Genomic DNA, 16,068 nt, shown 5'->3' with positions numbered 1-16,068 from the left:
GATGTGCGATGCGTGGTCGTGACGAGGACACCGGCGAATTCCTGAGCCCCAGCCGCAGCCAGCAACGGCGTGAAGCGCTGGAGGTGCTGGCCCTGGGCGAGAAGCTGGTTTCGATGACCGAAGCCCAGCTCGCCAAGCTGCCCGTGCCCGAATCGCTGCTGCCGCACATCCGCGAATGCAAGCGCATCACGGCGCAGATCGCGCACAAGCGCCAGTTGCAGTACCTGGCCAAGCAGATGCGCCGCGAGAGCGACGAAGCCCTGGAAGCGCTCCGGGACGCGCTGGACGAAAAAGGCGACGCGGCCCGGCGCGAAGTCGCGGCGATGCACCGCGTCGAGACCTGGCGCGAACGCCTGATCGACGGCGGCGACGCGGCATTGGCGCAGCTGCTGGACGAACATCCTGCCGCCGACCGCCAGCTGCTGCGGCAGCTGGTGCGCAACACGCTGGAAGAACGCAAGCGCAACAAGCCGCCGCGCGCGTTCCGCGAGCTGTATCGCGAACTGCGCGAACTGCTGCTGCAAGGCGAGGACGCGTTCGCCGACGACGAAGGCGATGCGGAAGCCGGGAGCGATCAGGGCGGTCATGGCCAGGGGCGCGACTGACCCGTGATCACGCGGCCTGCGTGCCGCCCACCGTCAGCGCTTCGATCAGCAGCGACGGCTGACCCACGCCCACCGGCACGCTCTGCCCGTCCTTGCCGCACACGCCCACGCCTTCATCCAGGGCGAGGTCGTGGCCGATCATCTTCACCCGCTGCATGGTCTCCGGGCCGTTGCCGATCAGCGTGGCGCCCTTCACCGGCGCGGTGATCCTGCCGTCTTCGATCAGGTAGGCCTCGGTCGCCGAGAACACGTACTTGCCCGACGTGATGTCGACCTGGCCGCCGCCGAAGTTGACCGCGTACAGGCCCTTCGACACCGAGCGGATCATCTCTTCCGGATCGTGCGTGCCGGCGAGCATGTAGGTGTTGGTCATGCGCGGCATCGGCAGGTGCGCGAAGGATTCGCGACGGCCATTGCCGGTCGGCTGCATGCCCATCAGGCGCGCATTGAGGGTGTCCTGCATGTAGCCCACGAGGACGCCGTCCTCGATCAGCGTCGTGCAGTTGGTCGGCGTGCCTTCGTCGTCGACGTTGAGCGAACCGCGGCGACCCGGCAGCGTGCCGTCGTCGACGATGGTCACGCCAGGCGACGCCACGCGCTGGCCGATGCGGCCGGCATAGGTGGACGTGCCCTTGCGGTTGAAGTCGCCTTCGAGGCCATGCCCCACGGCCTCGTGCAGCAGCACGCCGGGCCACCCGGAACCGAGCACCACCGGCATCACGCCGGCCGGTGCATCGATAGCTTCCAGGTTCACCAGCGCCTGCCGGACCGCTTCCTTCGCGAGTGCTTCCGGCCTGCCACCACCGAGCAGTTCCGCGTACGAGTAGCGGCCACCGCCGCCGGCATAGCCGCTTTCGCGGCGGCCGTTCTGCTCGACGATCACCTGCACGTTGAAGCGCACCAGCGGACGCACGTCGCCGGCGAGCACGCCGTCGCTGCGCGCCACCAGCACGGTATCGACGCCGCCCGACAGGCTCACCACCACCTGCTGCACGCGCGGATCCGCGGCGCGCACGTAGCGGTCGATGCGGCGCAGCGCTTCGACCTTTTCCTCGTTGCCCATCGAATCGATCGGATCGTCGCTGGAATACAGCGAGCGGCCATTGCCACGCACCAGTGCATGGGCATTCCGGGCCGACCCGTCGCGGGCGATGGCGCGCGCCGACTTCGCGGCCTCCAGCAGCGCCACGGTATTGATCTCGTCGGAATAGGCGAAACCGGTCTTCTCGCCGCTGATCGCGCGCACGCCCACGCCCTGCTCGATCGAGTGCGCGCCTTCCTTGACGATGCCGTCCTCCACCGTCCAGCTCTCGCGGCGCGCGTGCTGGAAATACAGGTCACCGAAGTCGATGCCCGGTCCGAGCAGCGTGCCGAAGGTGCGTTCGAGGCCGCCGGTGTCGAGGCCTGCGGGCAGCAGGAGGCGGGACTCGGCGAGCTGGATCGGTAGGGTCATGGGAGGAAGCCGGTATTGGGGGGATCAGACGAGAGCGTCTTCACACAGGCGAGTTGCAGCTTGTTGGCCAGGAAGGCCGGTGCCGGCGCGTTGTGCCCGCGGGTGCGGTGACGACCTGACGGCCGCCCGCGATCTGGCGCGGGCACCCATCATGGACCAGATGGAGGCGATGGCGGCCGAATCCAACCGGCCTCAGCCCTGCGGCACCCTGGCGGTGGCCTCCGCGCGGCTCTCCTCGTGCGTAATCACTTCGACCTTCGGTTCCTTCCACGGCCCGGTCACGCGATACGTCTTGGACGCCAGCGAGCCCAGCGGCTTGTTGAGCACGACATTCGCCGCCGCGCCAATGGCCGCTCCGACCGGGCCACCCGCCACCGCCCCGATCGCAGTCAGCAGGTTGCCGGTCTTGGGCCGTACTTCGATGGTCTGGTCGAAACTCTGCGCGTGCAGGTTGGCGGCGCCGCTGATGTCGATGGTCGCGGCTGGACCGTCGATCACCAGCTGGTCGCTGCGCGCCTGGCCATTGCCGAAATGCACGGCACCCTTGAGTTCGTTGAAGGCGAAGCCCTTGGAGAAGAAGTCGCGGAAGTCGAGGGTCAGGCGCCGCGGCAGCTGCGCGAGGCTGAGCAGGCCCAGCACGCGACCGGCGCCGGGCTCGATCTCCAACAGGCGGCCTTCGCGCACATCGAGCACCAGGCTGCCGTCGAGGCCATCGAGCTTGAATTCGACCGGCTTGCCCGGCCAACCCGCTTCGAACGTGACCTTCCCCTCGCCGCCGCCGAGCCGGCTCGCCATGCCGAAGCTGGCCAGCAGCGCCCCGAAATCGTCGCTGGCTACGTCGAGTTTCAGGCGCGTGTTCGCGGCCTCGCCCTTGCCGCTCCAGTCGCCGCTCAGGTCGATGCGCTGCTTGGCCGTGCGCGTCTGCAACTGTTCGAAGTGCATGCCCACGGCCGTCGGCCGCGTGCGCACCTTGGCGACGCCGAGCTTCGCATCGCCCAGGCGCAGCTCGTCGATATCGAGGGTGAGTGCCGGAATCTTCGCGGGATCGACTTCGTCGCGGACCGTCGTGGTCGCACTTGCGTTGTCCGTGTTCGGCGGAACCGGCGCGGGCCGCCAGTACACACGCTCCAGGCGTCCGGCAATGGCGTCCTTGTCGCCCGGCGGCACGAGCACCGCGCCCTGCAGGGCGGCGCCTTCGGCCTGGATGGCGATCGCGCCGCGCGCGGCCGGCGCGACGACGAGATGCGTGTCCGGGAACGTACCGCCCAGCATCTGCAGTTGCTGCGCGGTGACGTCGATCCGTTGCAGCGCGACCTTGCCTCCGCCCTCGCCGCCAAGCGTGAACGCGATCCAGTCGATCGCCTCCAGCGTGTCGGCGCGGCCGGTGGCGATCAGTCCCGAGGCCGGCGCGGCCTCATCGACGCGATCCGCACCCAACGCGACGCGCACGCCGGTCTGTCCCTGGTGGCTGCGGGCACGCAACGCCATCACGTTGCCCAGGCCGACGAGGATGTCGCCGCTGCCCATCGGCAACGGCGTCTGGATCGATGCCGCCAGCGGCGTTGCGGCCGCCTTGCGCATCGGTGCGGGCAAGGTGATCGCCGTGCCGACCAGGTTGGAATTCAACTGCAACAGGGTCTGCGTCGTGGCTCCCGGCTTGGCGTGCGGGATGGCGACGCCGATCGTCCACTGCGAACGACCCGACAGGTAAGGCTTCAACCAGCCCAGGTCTTCCGCGCGATCGATCAGTTCCACCGCGCCCAGGCTCGCGTCGAGGCCGGCTTCGAACACGTGCCCCGGGTCGCGCACGTAGCGGGTGCCGGCGCGCAGCGACAACTTGCCCGGCTCGCCCTCTTGGCGAACCGCAAGCCCGTCCGCCTTGAAACCTCCGTTCGAATACACCGCCTCGCCGTTGACCTGGTCGAAGGCGAGCTTCCAGCGCGGATCGGCGAGCTTGGCATTCTTCAACGCAACCGTGCCGTCGATTTCCACGCCCTTGCCATGCACCAGCGGCAGCTTCAGGCCAAACCCCACGTCGGCAGGACCACTCGCGCGGATGTTGGCGAAGGTGTCGGCGTTTTCCTTCTGCAACGGACTCTGCTTGAGCACGGTGAGCAGCTGGTCCGCGTCGCCGTCGCCGTCGGCTTTTACCGTCAGTGCGCCGCCGCGATAGTCGTCGATGCGCGCTTCGATATGGCGGATGCCGACGTCGCCGAGGCGGCCGGTTCCCACCACGTCGAAGCCGATGCCGGTGAAGCGCGCGTCGGCTTCAAGCCCCTGCGCTGCCGGCCATTCCTCGTTGAAACGGATCGTCGCGTCGCTGATGTGGCCCGTGGCCTCGAACACGCCGGTGTTGTCGCGGAACGGCCAGTCGTCGAGGTCGCCCGATATCACCGCGCGGCCGCCCTGCAACGTGCCGTCCACCAGCCCGGTGTCGAGCCAATGCACCGCGCTGGCCGGCATGTCCTTGCGCAGCCAGAAACCCTTCGCCGCCGGCAGGCGGGTGTCGTCGATCTCCGCGGCGATGTCGATCCACGGTCGCGTGCCGTCGCCCTGCCACCACAATCCACCGCGCGCAATCGCTCCAATGGCGCCGTACACGCTCTGCCCGTCGATGCGCAATGCGGTGGTGCCCACGCGCCAGCCCGCGCCTTCGCGCCAGCCACCGGCCTGGCCGCGCAGCTTCACCGTATGCACGACACCGAAGCCTTCCGGCCAGTCGAAGCCCACTTCGGCCTGCGGATCGAAATCCAGGGTGAAGCCGTTGCCGTCGCCGTCGATCCGGCCGCCGAGGCCGTGCACACCTGGCGACTTGCCGACCGCATCGAAACCGAGGTCGCGAATGACCGCGTGGGCACGCACGGCACCGCCGCGGCGGCCGGCGATTTCCACGTCGTGCAGCGACACGACCGGCTTGGCGGCCTGCAGCCAGCGGCGCAGGCCGGGCGGAATCTTGTCGCTGAGAGCGAGGGCAGCGAGCAATGGACCGCCGTCGACTTCCTTCGCCTGCACGGCGTACTGTTCGCCGCCCGCGATCAGCAGGCCGTCGAGCTTCTGCTCCTTGTCGCCGCGTCCGATGCGCAGCAGGGGCGCATCCACGCGCCAGCCACTCTTGATCAGCTGGTATCGCCCGCGCGCCTGGACATGGTCGAAGCGGCGGCGCGGCGGCGCCTCAGCGGCGTCAAGGGAAGTTCCGCGCAATGCCACGGCGTCAAGGGCGGTATCGACGGTGACGGTGGCCACGCGATTGCCGCGCAATTCGGCCCAGGCTTCGGCACGGCCGAGGCCACTTTCGACGGTGACGCCCTGCACCTTCAACAGTGCCGACCATGCCGCGAGATCGATCCGCTTCGCCCCGGCATAGGCACGGCCGTCACCCTTCTTGCGGTCGAAGTCGAGCGCCGCGTCGAGCGGGGTCGCATCCAGTCGCGGCCATGCGCGCACGCCGGCACGGACGCGGTCGCCGTCCACGCGCAGGCGCACGTGCACCTTGGGAATGTGCACGTCCACGCCCAGCGACGGAGCGAGCACGGCGAGCTTGCCGCCGATCACCTGCAATTCGCCCAGCCCCTGCAGCGCGGAGAACGGATCACTGCCCGCCTTCTGCTGGCCCGGCAAGCCGCGCACCTGCCAGCGGCCGTCGTCGGCGCGCTCGAGGGTAAGGTCGAGGCCACGCAGGCGCAGCTCCGAGAATGCATGCCCCGGCAGCAGGCCGGCATACAACGACACCAGCATTTCGGTGTCGCCGATGGTGAAGCCCTTCTCGCCTTCGCCGATGCGCAGGTTGTCCAGCTTCAGCAGCGGGCCGCGCCGGGTCCATTCGGTCTCGACGCGATCGAAGGCAACCGGTCGACCGGCGCGTTCGCTCAGCCACGCGGCGATGCGGTCGGGGTGCCGCTCGACGAGCGGCAGCACCTGGCTGGCCACGCCCAACAGCAACGCGATCATTACGAGCACGATCGCGCCCGTGTAGCCGAAGCCACGACGGGCCATGCGCAGGCGGCGGCGCATAGGAGTGGGCATCAGGCTGCTTCACTCACGAAAATGCGGGATTCGCGCCCCAGCGTCGGCAAGCTCGGCAGCGATGCATGACTGCGAGCCCCGGCGCCTTCAAAGCAGCACGACATCGAACTGCTCCTGCGCGTACTGCTCGTCCGCCTGGAAGCGGATGGACTTGCCGAGGAACTCCTCCAACTCAGCGACCGAAGCGGATTCCTCGTCGGTGATGCGCGCGACGACCTTGGGCGAGGCGATGACGAGCAGCCGCGCGGCGTCGAACTGCCGCACCTGGCGCACGATTTCGCGGAAGATTTCATAGGTCACGGTTTCGGGCGTCTTCAACGTGCCGCGACCGCCGCATTCGTGGCAGGGTTCGCTGAGCTGGCGCTCCAGGCTTTCGGTGGTGCGCTTGCGGGTCATTTCGACCAGCCCCAGCGGCGAGAATTCGTACACGGTGGTCTTGGCGTGGTCGCGGGTGAGCGACTTCTCCAACTGACGCAGCACCTGCCGGCGGTGCTCGGCATCGGTCATGTCGATGAAGTCGATGATGATGATGCCGCCTAGGTTACGCAGGCGGAGCTGACGCGCGACCGACTGCGCGGCCTCGAGGTTGGTCCGATAGACGGTCTCCTCGAGGTTGCGCTGTCCCAGGAATGAACCCGTGTTCACATCGATGGTCGTCATCGCCTCGGTCTGGTCGATGACGAGGTAGCCACCGGACTTCAGCGGCACTTCCTTCTCCAGTGCGCGCTGGATCTCGTCCTCGACCCCATACAGGTCGAATATGGGGCGCGCGCCGGTGTAATGCTCGATCTTCTCTGCGAGGCCGGGCATGTATTGCGCCGCGAACGTGCGCAGGCGATCGCAGGTCTCGCGCGAATCGACCTTCACCTTCTCCACGTCCTTGCGCATCAGGTCGCGCACGGCCCGCAACGGCAGGCTCAGGTCCTCGTACACGCGCTCGCCGACACGGGCGCTGGCGGATTTTTCCTCGATCAGCGCCCAGGCGCGGTTCAGGTAGGCGATGTCTTCGGCCAGCGCCTCTTCCGGCTGGCCTTCGGCGTTGGTGCGCACGATGTAGCCATGGTGGGCACCCGCCGGCGACAACGCGGCGACATGCGTCTTCAGGCGCGCGCGCTCGGCCTCGTCCTCGATGCGCGCCGACACGCCGACCACGCGCGTGCGCGGCAACAGCACGAGGTAGCGCGAGGGGATGCTGAGTTGCGTGGTGAGCCGCGCGCCCTTGCTGCCGATCGGGTCCTTCACGACCTGGACGATGATGTCCTGGCCTTCCCGCAGCAGTTCGGCGATCGGACGGGTCGGCGTTGGCGGCAGGGGCGCGGCATCGCCCTCGCCTTCGCCCTCGACGACCTGGGACAGCTTGACGATGTCGGCCGCATGCAGGAAGGCCGCACGGTCCAGGCCGATCTCGACGAATGCGGCCTGCATGCCCGGCATCACGCGCTGCACGCGCCCCTTGTAGATGTTGCCCACCACGCCGCGACGCCAGCCGCGCTCGATGTGGAGCTCCTGCAGCATGCCGTTCTCGACCACGGCCACGCGGGTCTCGCGCGGGGTGACGTTGACAAGGATCTCTTCGCTCATGGCGTGGCCACCGTCGGTACCGGTTCGAGTCCGAACTGGCGCAGCAGCGCCGCGGTTTCGTGCACGGGCAGCCCCATCACGCCGGAATAGCTGCCGCTCAGCCGGGTGATGAAGGTTTCGGCGAAGCCCTGGATCGCGTAGGCGCCGGCCTTGCCCTGCCACTGGTCGCCCGCCAGGTACGCCTCGATCTGCGCCTGCGTCAACGCGGCGAAGCTGACGTCGGAAATCGACACCGTCTGCATTTCGCGCGAGGGCGATACGAGCGACACCGCCGAGATCACCTGGTGGGTGCGACCCGACAGCCTGCGCAGCATCCCGGCCGCGTCCGCGGCGTCGCGCGGCTTGCCGAACACCTCGTCATCGAGCACCACCTCGGTGTCGCTGCCCAACACCACGGCGGTCGGATTACCCATCACCTGGAGCAGACCGGCACCGGCCTTCTCGCGGGCGACGCGGCGCACGTAGTCCTCGGCGGGCTCGCCGGGCGCACGCTGTTCGGGCACATCGAGGTCGATGATGCCGAACGGCAGGCCAAGGCGGCCCAGCAGTTCGCGCCGGCGCGGGGATTGGGAGGCGAGATAGAGCATCGGGACCTTGCTTGGAGGCTCGTGGCGCGCTCGCGCGCGACCCGGGCGCGTTCTTATTGGCGGCTGATTCGCTGGGCGGGAAGGATAACCCGCGCTGACTGGACCCCACCCCGGTGGCGGTCACGTAACCCTGAACCGGCTTACGAATCGTTTACCGTACCCGCGCGGCACATCGTGCCCAATGCACAGCCGGCGCTTCCCCCACCGTCCAACAGGAGTCAGACCCCCATGCCTCAGCTGTCCCGCTTCGCCCTGCGCCCCCTTGCGCTGGCCGCCTTCCTCGCCTTTGGAGTCTGCTCGCCAATGTCCTCGAACGCCCAGACAATGCCTTATGTCGCCACCGATGGCACCCTGCTGAACATCTCGGCCCAGGGCGAAGCCAAGCGGGTCCCCGACATCGCCACGATGTCGACCGGCGTGGTCACGCGCGCCGCCGATGCCAATGCCGCCATGCGCGCCAATGCCGAACAGATGGCCAAGGTCGTGGCCGCGATCAAGGCCGCGGGCATCGCCGACAAGGACGTGCAGACCAGCGGCATCAACCTCAACCCGACCTACCAGTACCGCGAGAACCAGCCGCCCACGATCACCGGCTACGAGGCCAACAACACGGTAAGCATCGTTGTCCGCGACATCGCCAAGCTCGGCAAGATCCTCGACACGCTCGCGTCCGTCGGCGCCAACCAGATCAACGGCCCCAGCTTCGACGTCGACAAGAAGGACGAAGCGCTGGACGAGGCCCGCCGCAAGGCCGTCGCCAGCGCGCAGGCGCGCGCCGACATGTACGCGAAGACCCTGGGCATGAAGGTGCGCCGGATCGTCAGCATCAGCGAGAGCGGCCGCTTCGCCCCGCCGATGCCGATGGCGCGCGGCATGGTGGCGATGAAGGCTGAAGCCGATACCTCGGTGTCGCCCGGCGAGAACACCTTGAGCATCAACCTGGACGTGGTGTTCGAACTCGCCCGCTGAGTTGTCGCCGCAACCGTCAAGCGAAGGCCCGCACCTGCGGGCCTTCTGCTTTTCGCCGGCAGAAATTTTTTTCGAGGGCCGAACCCCGCTCGCCACGACCAGGCGTTGTCATCCATGCACGACAACCCATGAGGTGGCACATGGCTCGGACCCTCGCTCTTCGCACGCATCGTTTCCGCATCGGGAAGCTGGACTTCACTCGTATTTCCGCCGAAGCCGGGGCGATCGCCATCCACGGCGCGGCCCTGCTGTTGCTGCTGGCGCCGATGAGCATGTACGTGCCGCCAGCGGCGGAACGCGACACCATCGAAATATTTCCCGTAATCCGCGAAAAGCCGCCGGTCCCACCCAAGCCGCCGGAGAAGGTCGAAATCACCAAGCCTCGCCTCGTGCCCACGACGCCGACGGTGCTGCCGCAGAAGACCGAGTTGCAGCAGCCGCCCGTGGTGGACGCGCAGGAGGGTGACATCGCGATCGATCCGAGGCAGCTTGCCAAGGTCGATACCGGCTTGGGCGATGCGATCACCGAGCCGCTGGTGGGCGCACATCTCGAATACGAAACCGCCCCACCCCCGCGCTACCCGATCGAAGCGATCCGCGAGTCGCTCACCGGCACGGTCACGCTGCGCGTGCTGGTGGATGTCGATGGCAAGCCGATCGACGTGCAGGTCGAAAGTAGTAGCGGCCATCGCGTGCTCGATGCGGCGGCGAAGCGGCAGGTGCTGGCGAAGTGGCGCTTCAAGCCCGCAATCCAGGACGGCCGGGCCGTGCAGGCCATCGGCCTGGTCCCGGTGGCATTCAACCTCAACCAGTAAGCCCGCAAACGACGCAGGCCCGGATCCGGGCCTGCGTTCTACGCGCGGTGATAGGGGTGGTTGGCCAGCAACGCCGCGGCGCGATACAGCTGCTCGGCCAGCACCAGCCGCACCAGCATGTGCGGCAATGTCAGCGGTCCCAGCGACCACTGTTCGTCGGCACGCGCGATGACCTCGGGCGAATGCCCCTCCGGTCCGCCGATCAGGAAGGCAAGATCGCGTCCCTGCCCGCGCCAGTGTTCCAGCCGTTGCGCCAGTTGTTCCGATGACCACGTCCTGCCGCGACCGTCCAGCGCGACCACGGTCGCCTGCTTCGGCAACGCCGCCAGCACGCGCGCACCTTCGTCCTGGGTCGCACGTGCGGCATCACGGCCCTTGCCGCGCAGGCCCGGTTCGATCTCGACCAGGTCGAGCGGCAACCAGTGCGACAGGCGCTTCTGGTACTCGCCGAACCCTTCGGCTACCCAGCGCGGCGCGCGTTCACCGACGGCGATGAGTTTCGCTTTCATCGCCGCATGGTAGCTGCCCGCACCCGCCGTGGGTCTGCGACTGCCGTCAGTGGCCTGCGTCGGCGTGGCCCGCGCCTTCGCGAATGTATTGGCGCGCGAACGGATCCAGCTCCATGTCACCGATGTCGGCGTAGTCGATCTCGCGCAATCCTTCGGTGGCCGTGAAGGCCTGCGCGACCGGCACCTGCCGCAGCGAGCGCAGCTCGACGGCGAACAGGGTCTTGCCCTGGCCGCTGCGATACGTCGCGGGCAGGTCGGCGGCATCCAGCCAGTCCAGTTCCACCGGCACGCCGTGGGCCTCGCCCCGGTAGCGCGTGGCTTGTGCATCGTGCGCGGCACGCACCTTCGCCACTCCACGTTCGCCCAGTTGCGTGCGCAGGTCCGGATCGACCAGGTGGCTCAGCTGCGGCCAGCCGGGAGTGCGGCCCAGCGCGCGCAGGTCCCCAGGGGCATAGCTCACCACGCGGCCGGCATCGAGGAACACTTCGCGATGGACGAGGCCGTCGGCCACTTTTTCCCAGACGCGGACGGGCTCGCCCGCCAGTCGGTATTCGACGCGGTCGTCGCCGCGCACCAGCACCAGGGTGCGATCGCCCTGGGCGTCGTGCACGCGGTATTCGGCGAGCCATGCCGCTGAAATCGGGGCCTGTGCGATCGCAGTCTGTTCAATCGGGGCCCCTGCAATCGCAGCCGGAGCCGGAGCCGCTGGCGATTCCATGGCCGTGGAGCCGGCCCACGCGGGACCGGCTCCAAGCAGACACGACAGAAGCAGCATGCGACGCATCACTGACCGCGCCTGGCCATGCCCGCGAGCAGGTCGCTGACCATCAGCGGCGGCGCAACTTTCTTGCCCTTGCCACAGTTGCCGTACAGGTTGCAGAGGAAGCCGCTCACGCCCTGCTCGGATCGCGCCATCACGTGGAAGATCGTGTTCTGCTCGACTACCCCCTGGAATGCGTGCGCGCCCGGGCCGCGTGCATAGATCGCGACGTCTTCGGCAGCATGGGTCTCCGATTCCAGCGGCACGGCGGCTTCCTGCAGGAAGGCCGGAGCGGTGGTATCCACAGCGGTCAGGTCCGGACGAGGACCCGGTGCGCGATAACCCGGGCCATTGGCATAGCCGAGCGTGGTGTACGGCTTGCCGTTGGCGTCGCGCGCGACCTGGCCGCCGCTGACCACCTTGCCGAGGATGTCGTTGCCGCGATCCGGATAACCGGCCACGGTGAAGACATGGCTGTGGTCGGCGGTAACTATCATCAGCGTGTCGGAGGCGGATGCCTTGCTCTGTGCCACGCGCACCGCATCGGACAACTCCATCGCATCGGTCAGCGCGCGGAACGCGTTGCCGGCGTGGTGCGCATGATCGATGCGGCCAGCTTCGACCATCAGGAAATAGCCCTTCTTGCCGCTGGCGTTGAGGACGTCGATGGCCTTGCCGGTCATTTCGGCGAGGCTCGGTTCCTTGCCTGCGTCGGTCGGCCGGTCGTACTCATATTCCATGTGCGAGCGCTCGAACAGACCGAGCAAGTGGCGCGTGCGGCGCGGATCGATCGCGTCGAACTGCGCCTTGTTCCAGACATACGCCGACCGCGGTTTGCCCGCCCATTCCTCGGCGAGGTTACGGCCGTCCTTGCGGCGGCCCTTGCTGCCGGCGTCTTCCGGATCGTTAGCGGTATTGGGCAGGAAGTAACTGCGGCCACCGCCGAGCGCGACTTCGATGCCGTCGCCGAACGGGAATTCGACCAGCTGGCGCGCGATGTCCTTGCAGCCGTTGGCCTTGGCTTCCGCGCTGAGTTCGGCGTCGCTTTCCCAGTCGCGGTTGGGCGTGTGCGAATAGGTGGCGGCCGGTGTCGCATGGGTCAGCCGCGCGGTGCTGACCACGCCGGTCGCCAGTCCCATGGCTTCGGACATTTCCAGCAACGTCGCCACGCCCTGTCCGCGCGCGGAGGCGCAGTCGTTGTAGCGCGTGGCCTGGGTCACGCCGATCACGCCCTGGTTGGTCTTGATGCCCGTCATCATCGCGCTCATGGTCGGCGCGGAATCCGGCGTCTGCCCATCGACCGAATAGGTCTTGGACAGGCTCACGTAGGGGAAGCGCTCGAAGCTCAGCGAGTTCTCCTCGCCGGTGTGGCCGTTGAGCTGGCCTTCGAGGATGCGCGCGGCCGCCACCGTGGACAGGCCCATGCCATCGCCGACGAACAGGATCACGTTTTTCGCCGGACGATCGTTGGCGCGCAGCGTGGCGCCATCGTGCGCGGCGCGCGCACCGTCCTCGTACCACTGCTTCGGGCTCTCGGCAAACGTCGGCGCTGCAACGAGAGCGGTTGCGGCAGCACAGGCCAGTATCAATCGGGATTGGCGCATCGGGGATCTCCGTCCTGGGAAGGCGGCCATCCTGCGTGCGGGATGTTGCGGAGAGATTGCGCGGATGCGACGCCACGTGGATGCGCACACACCAGGCTTCACTTGTTCGCAGACGAAGACGGCGCCTCGAGGGCGCCGTCGGTGTCGTTGCGAATCAGAACGTTACGAATCAGAACCGGCTTCGGACGCCGCTTTCGCCTTCGTCGGCCTCGCGGTGCGGTGGCGGTTGGTCGCCCACCGTCCACAAGCGCTCCAGCGCATAGAACTCGCGCACGCGCGGCAGCATGACGTGGACGACGACATCACCGAGGTCGACCAGCACCCATTCGGCTTCGCGCTCGCCTTCCACGCCCAGCGGCTGGACGTCGAGGTTCTTGGCGAACTTGACTACTTCATCGGCGATCGACTTCACGTGGCGCGTCGAAGTGCCGGATGCGATCACCATGAAATCGGTGACGCTGCTCTTGCCACGTACGTCGATCTCGACCACGTCCCGTGCTTTGAGTTCTTCGACCGCCGCGTGGACTGTCTTCAGCAATGCGTCGGCCGGCGGGGGGGGATTGGGAAGGCGGGTCTTGATGACTTGGGCTTGGCTGGTCAAGGGCGGAACTCTGGTGGATTGCCTGGGAAGTTATAGGGAACCCGAGTTTTGCCGGGCTGTCGAGTACAAATGGTGACGAACGATGTAACTGGCGACGGACGGCGGCGTCCAGCCCTGCCAGGCGTCGCCCGCGGCAATGCGACGCCGCAATTCAGTCGAGGATTCCGGGCGCAATTCTTGCAAGGGCAACACGGCCAACCCGCCGGCCGGCGTGGATCGCAGCGCATCGAGCGGGCGCCAGCGCGATGCCACTTCCGCGGCCACCTGCGGCGCGGCGAGGCCCAGCGCCCCCGCGTCGATGTGCGAGCCCGGCCGCTGCACGGCCAGGATGTGGGCGTGCTCGAAAAGCTCCCGCCAACGATGCCAGGTATGCAGCTGGTTGAGCGAATCCCCGCCGACCAGCCACGCGATCGGCAGCTCGCGGCCGGTTTCGGCGCGCAATTCCAGCAGCGTGTCGATGGTATAGGACGGACCGGCGCGGCGTAGTTCGCGGCGATCGACCTTGAGGCCGGGTTCACCCGCGATGGCGAGGTCGAGCATGCGCGCGCGCTGCGCCGCATCGGCGTGCGTCGGTCCCTTGTGTGGCGGATCGGCGGCGGGCAGCAGGAATACCTGCACAGGGCCGTGCGCCTGCATGGCGTCGCGCGCAGCGCGGGCGACGGCCAGATGGCCGTTGTGCACCGGATCGAACGTGCCGCCGTAGCAGATCATCATCGTCACGACCTCGATCCCACTTGCTCAACCACGCACGTGCAGCAGGCGTGAGGCACGTGGCTCGGCAATGGCGAGCAACAGCCGCTCGAGTGCGACCCAGGCATCAACGGGTTCCTGTCCGGGACGCGGGCGCCCCTTGGCGATGGCGTCGACCCGGCCGGCCTGCGCAAGGAACGCATCCCAGCGCTTTGCGTCATGGCGTTGCAGCGCGCGACGGTACATCGGCTGCTTCGAATCCCACACGCGCTGCGCCTTGAACGCATTGGCCAGGTTGCCGGCGCGCGCCAGCGCGGAGGCGGTCTGCAATTCCTTGATCACCATGCCCAGCAACGCGGGCACCGCCTCGCCTTCGCCGCGCAGGCCGCGGATCATGCGCGACACCTGCGCGCCTTGTCCGTTGAGCGCGGCGTCGATCAGGCGGAACACGTCGAACCGCGCGGCGTCGGCGACGAGGTCCTCCATGCGCGCGGCATCGAGGACATCTCCATTTGGAGCTGCGCCATGCGCAAGCAATTTGAGTTTCTCGATTTCCTGCGCGGCCGCGAGCAGGTTGCCTTCGACGCGGTCGGCCAGCAACTGCACGGCGTCGCGATCGGCCTTCAGGCCGCGCGAACGCAGGCGGGCTTCGATCCAACCCGGCAATTCATGCGGTTTGACCGGCCATGCGACGGCGATACAGCCGATGCGGCCGATCGCTTCGCTCCACTTGCCGCCGTGCTGCCTGCTCCACTCGCCGGCGGTGACCAGCAGGGTGATGTCGTGGGGCGGATTGGCGCAGAACTCGCTGATCACGCGCGCGCCTTCGGTGCCGGGCTTGCCGGTGGGCAGCCGCACTTCGAACAGGCGCCTGCTGGCGAACAGGCTGGGGGCCTGGACGCTGGCTTCCATCGCGGCCCAGTCGGGCTCGCGCTGGTTGCCTTCGGCTTCGAAGATCTCGCGTTCGTTGATGCCCTGCGCACGCGCGGCCGCGCGCACGGCGTCGGCTGCTTCGAGGACGCGCAGCGGTTCGGGGCCGGCGATCAGGTAGGCGGGGCGCAGCGGGCCCGCTTGTACCTGCGCGGCCAGCTGCTCCGTCTTGAGTTCCATCATTCCGCGGCCTGTCTGGCAGGCCTTCAGCGCGGCTGCGGCGGATTGGCCGGCGTCGCTTCGGTGGCCGGCGTCGCTTCGGTGGCCGGTTCGTCGGTGGCCGGTTCGTCGGGTGGCGGATTCGCATCGGCGGCTTCGAGGGCCGCCTTGGCGGCATCCTCGGCGACCGGTTGGTCAAGGCGCGAAGCCGGGGCAGTCAGCTCGCCCGAACGGGCAACAGCACCGAGGCGGCGGATGATCGAGGCGGCCATCTCGCGGCGCAGTTCCTTCACCAGGATCTCGCGCTCGCCTTCGGTGCCGATGGCATTGACCGGGTTGGAGATGTAGTCGCGCGAAAGCTCGACCGCCTGGCGCGGCACCGGCTTGGAGCCGTCGGGCCTGCGCATCTCGAACACCACCGCATAGCGCAGGCTGAATTCCTGGGCGCGGCCGAGCTGGTCGACACTGATCGGCGTATCGCCCCAGCGCTCGGACAGCAGGTCGACCACCGTCGCGTTCTGATCGGTCGGCAGGGCGATGGTTGCGCCTGCACGGCGGATCGACTGCGACAGCGAATCGGCCAGCGGGCTGTAGCGATCGACCGATGCCACGCGCACCGGACCGAGGTCACTCGGAAGCACGAGCGGGCTGCGGAGATGGAAGCCGCAGGCCGAAAGGGCCAGCGCGAGGACGATAGGCAGGCTGCGACGAATCATGCGGGGAGTCTGGACGAGGTCGGGGCAGGCGGCAAGCCGGAGCGTTCAGGCGGCACGCAGCATCGG

14 protein-coding genes are annotated in these 16,068 nt (G+C 68.1%); 3 read left to right on the top strand and 11 right to left on the bottom strand.

What is annotated here, in order from left to right:
• Positions 1-8 precede the first annotated feature (8 nt).
• Positions 9-605, top strand: a complete 597-nt coding sequence (gene yjgA / locus ACYVGE_RS15030; protein ID WP_457097246.1) for a ribosome biogenesis factor YjgA — start codon at positions 9-11, stop codon at positions 603-605.
• 7 nt (positions 606-612) lie between these two features.
• Here yjgA and tldD read toward each other — a convergent pair whose 3' ends face one another.
• From tldD to ACYVGE_RS15010, 4 genes are all read right to left on the bottom strand, one after another.
• Positions 613-2,058 (bottom strand): metalloprotease TldD, encoded by a 1,446-nt coding sequence (gene tldD / locus ACYVGE_RS15025; RefSeq protein ID WP_460730910.1) that lies wholly within the window; start codon positions 2,056-2,058, stop codon positions 613-615.
• A 192-nt stretch (positions 2,059-2,250) separates the two neighbouring features.
• On the bottom strand, positions 2,251-6,081 hold the full coding sequence (locus tag ACYVGE_RS15020) for a YhdP family protein (protein ID WP_460730909.1): 3,831 nt from the start codon (positions 6,079-6,081) through the stop codon (positions 2,251-2,253).
• A gap of 87 nt (positions 6,082-6,168) precedes the next feature.
• Positions 6,169-7,662, bottom strand: a complete 1,494-nt coding sequence (gene rng / locus ACYVGE_RS15015; RefSeq protein WP_457097243.1) for a ribonuclease G — start codon at positions 7,660-7,662, stop codon at positions 6,169-6,171.
• A complete protein-coding gene (locus tag ACYVGE_RS15010) occupies positions 7,659-8,249 on the bottom strand; it encodes a Maf family protein (RefSeq protein WP_460730908.1) in 591 nt (196 codons plus the stop codon). Before ACYVGE_RS15010 ends, rng begins: the two co-directional genes overlap by 4 nt.
• A gap of 228 nt (positions 8,250-8,477) precedes the next feature.
• Here ACYVGE_RS15010 and ACYVGE_RS15005 point away from each other — a divergent pair, with 228 nt between their 5' ends.
• Positions 8,478-9,218, top strand: coding sequence for an SIMPL domain-containing protein (locus tag ACYVGE_RS15005; RefSeq protein WP_460730907.1), 741 nt, complete (start codon positions 8,478-8,480; stop codon positions 9,216-9,218).
• Between the two features lie 140 nt (positions 9,219-9,358).
• Positions 9,359-10,033: an energy transducer TonB gene (locus tag ACYVGE_RS15000; RefSeq protein WP_460730906.1), complete on the top strand. Its 675-nt coding sequence runs from the start codon at positions 9,359-9,361 to the stop codon at positions 10,031-10,033.
• A 38-nt stretch (positions 10,034-10,071) separates the two neighbouring features.
• Here the strand turns inward: ACYVGE_RS15000 and rlmH are convergent, their stop codons facing one another.
• The 7 genes from rlmH to ACYVGE_RS14965 form a co-directional block, all read right to left on the bottom strand.
• Positions 10,072-10,542: a 23S rRNA (pseudouridine(1915)-N(3))-methyltransferase RlmH gene (rlmH, locus tag ACYVGE_RS14995; RefSeq protein ID WP_460730905.1), complete on the bottom strand. Its 471-nt coding sequence runs from the start codon at positions 10,540-10,542 to the stop codon at positions 10,072-10,074.
• Between the two features lie 46 nt (positions 10,543-10,588).
• A complete protein-coding gene (locus ACYVGE_RS14990; RefSeq protein WP_460730904.1) occupies positions 10,589-11,152 on the bottom strand; it encodes a hypothetical protein in 564 nt (187 codons plus the stop codon).
• Positions 11,153-11,325: 173 nt separating this feature from the next.
• On the bottom strand, positions 11,326-12,906 hold the full coding sequence (locus tag ACYVGE_RS14985) for an alkaline phosphatase (protein ID WP_460730903.1): 1,581 nt from the start codon (positions 12,904-12,906) through the stop codon (positions 11,326-11,328).
• A gap of 169 nt (positions 12,907-13,075) precedes the next feature.
• Positions 13,076-13,507: a ribosome silencing factor gene (gene rsfS, locus ACYVGE_RS14980; protein WP_460730902.1), complete on the bottom strand. Its 432-nt coding sequence runs from the start codon at positions 13,505-13,507 to the stop codon at positions 13,076-13,078.
• 30 nt (positions 13,508-13,537) lie between these two features.
• A complete protein-coding gene (gene nadD / locus ACYVGE_RS14975) occupies positions 13,538-14,221 on the bottom strand; it encodes a nicotinate-nucleotide adenylyltransferase (RefSeq protein WP_460731088.1) in 684 nt (227 codons plus the stop codon).
• Between the two features lie 24 nt (positions 14,222-14,245).
• Positions 14,246-15,307, bottom strand: a complete 1,062-nt coding sequence (gene holA, locus ACYVGE_RS14970; protein ID WP_460730901.1) for a DNA polymerase III subunit delta — start codon at positions 15,305-15,307, stop codon at positions 14,246-14,248.
• A gap of 26 nt (positions 15,308-15,333) precedes the next feature.
• Positions 15,334-16,002: an LPS-assembly lipoprotein LptE gene (locus tag ACYVGE_RS14965; protein WP_460730900.1), complete on the bottom strand. Its 669-nt coding sequence runs from the start codon at positions 16,000-16,002 to the stop codon at positions 15,334-15,336.
• Positions 16,003-16,068: the final 66 nt, after the last annotated feature.

Source organism: Lysobacter rhizosphaerae (genome assembly GCF_054779795.1).
Note: the sequence above shows the minus strand (reverse complement) of the source record. Positions and strands in the feature narration are given on the sequence as shown.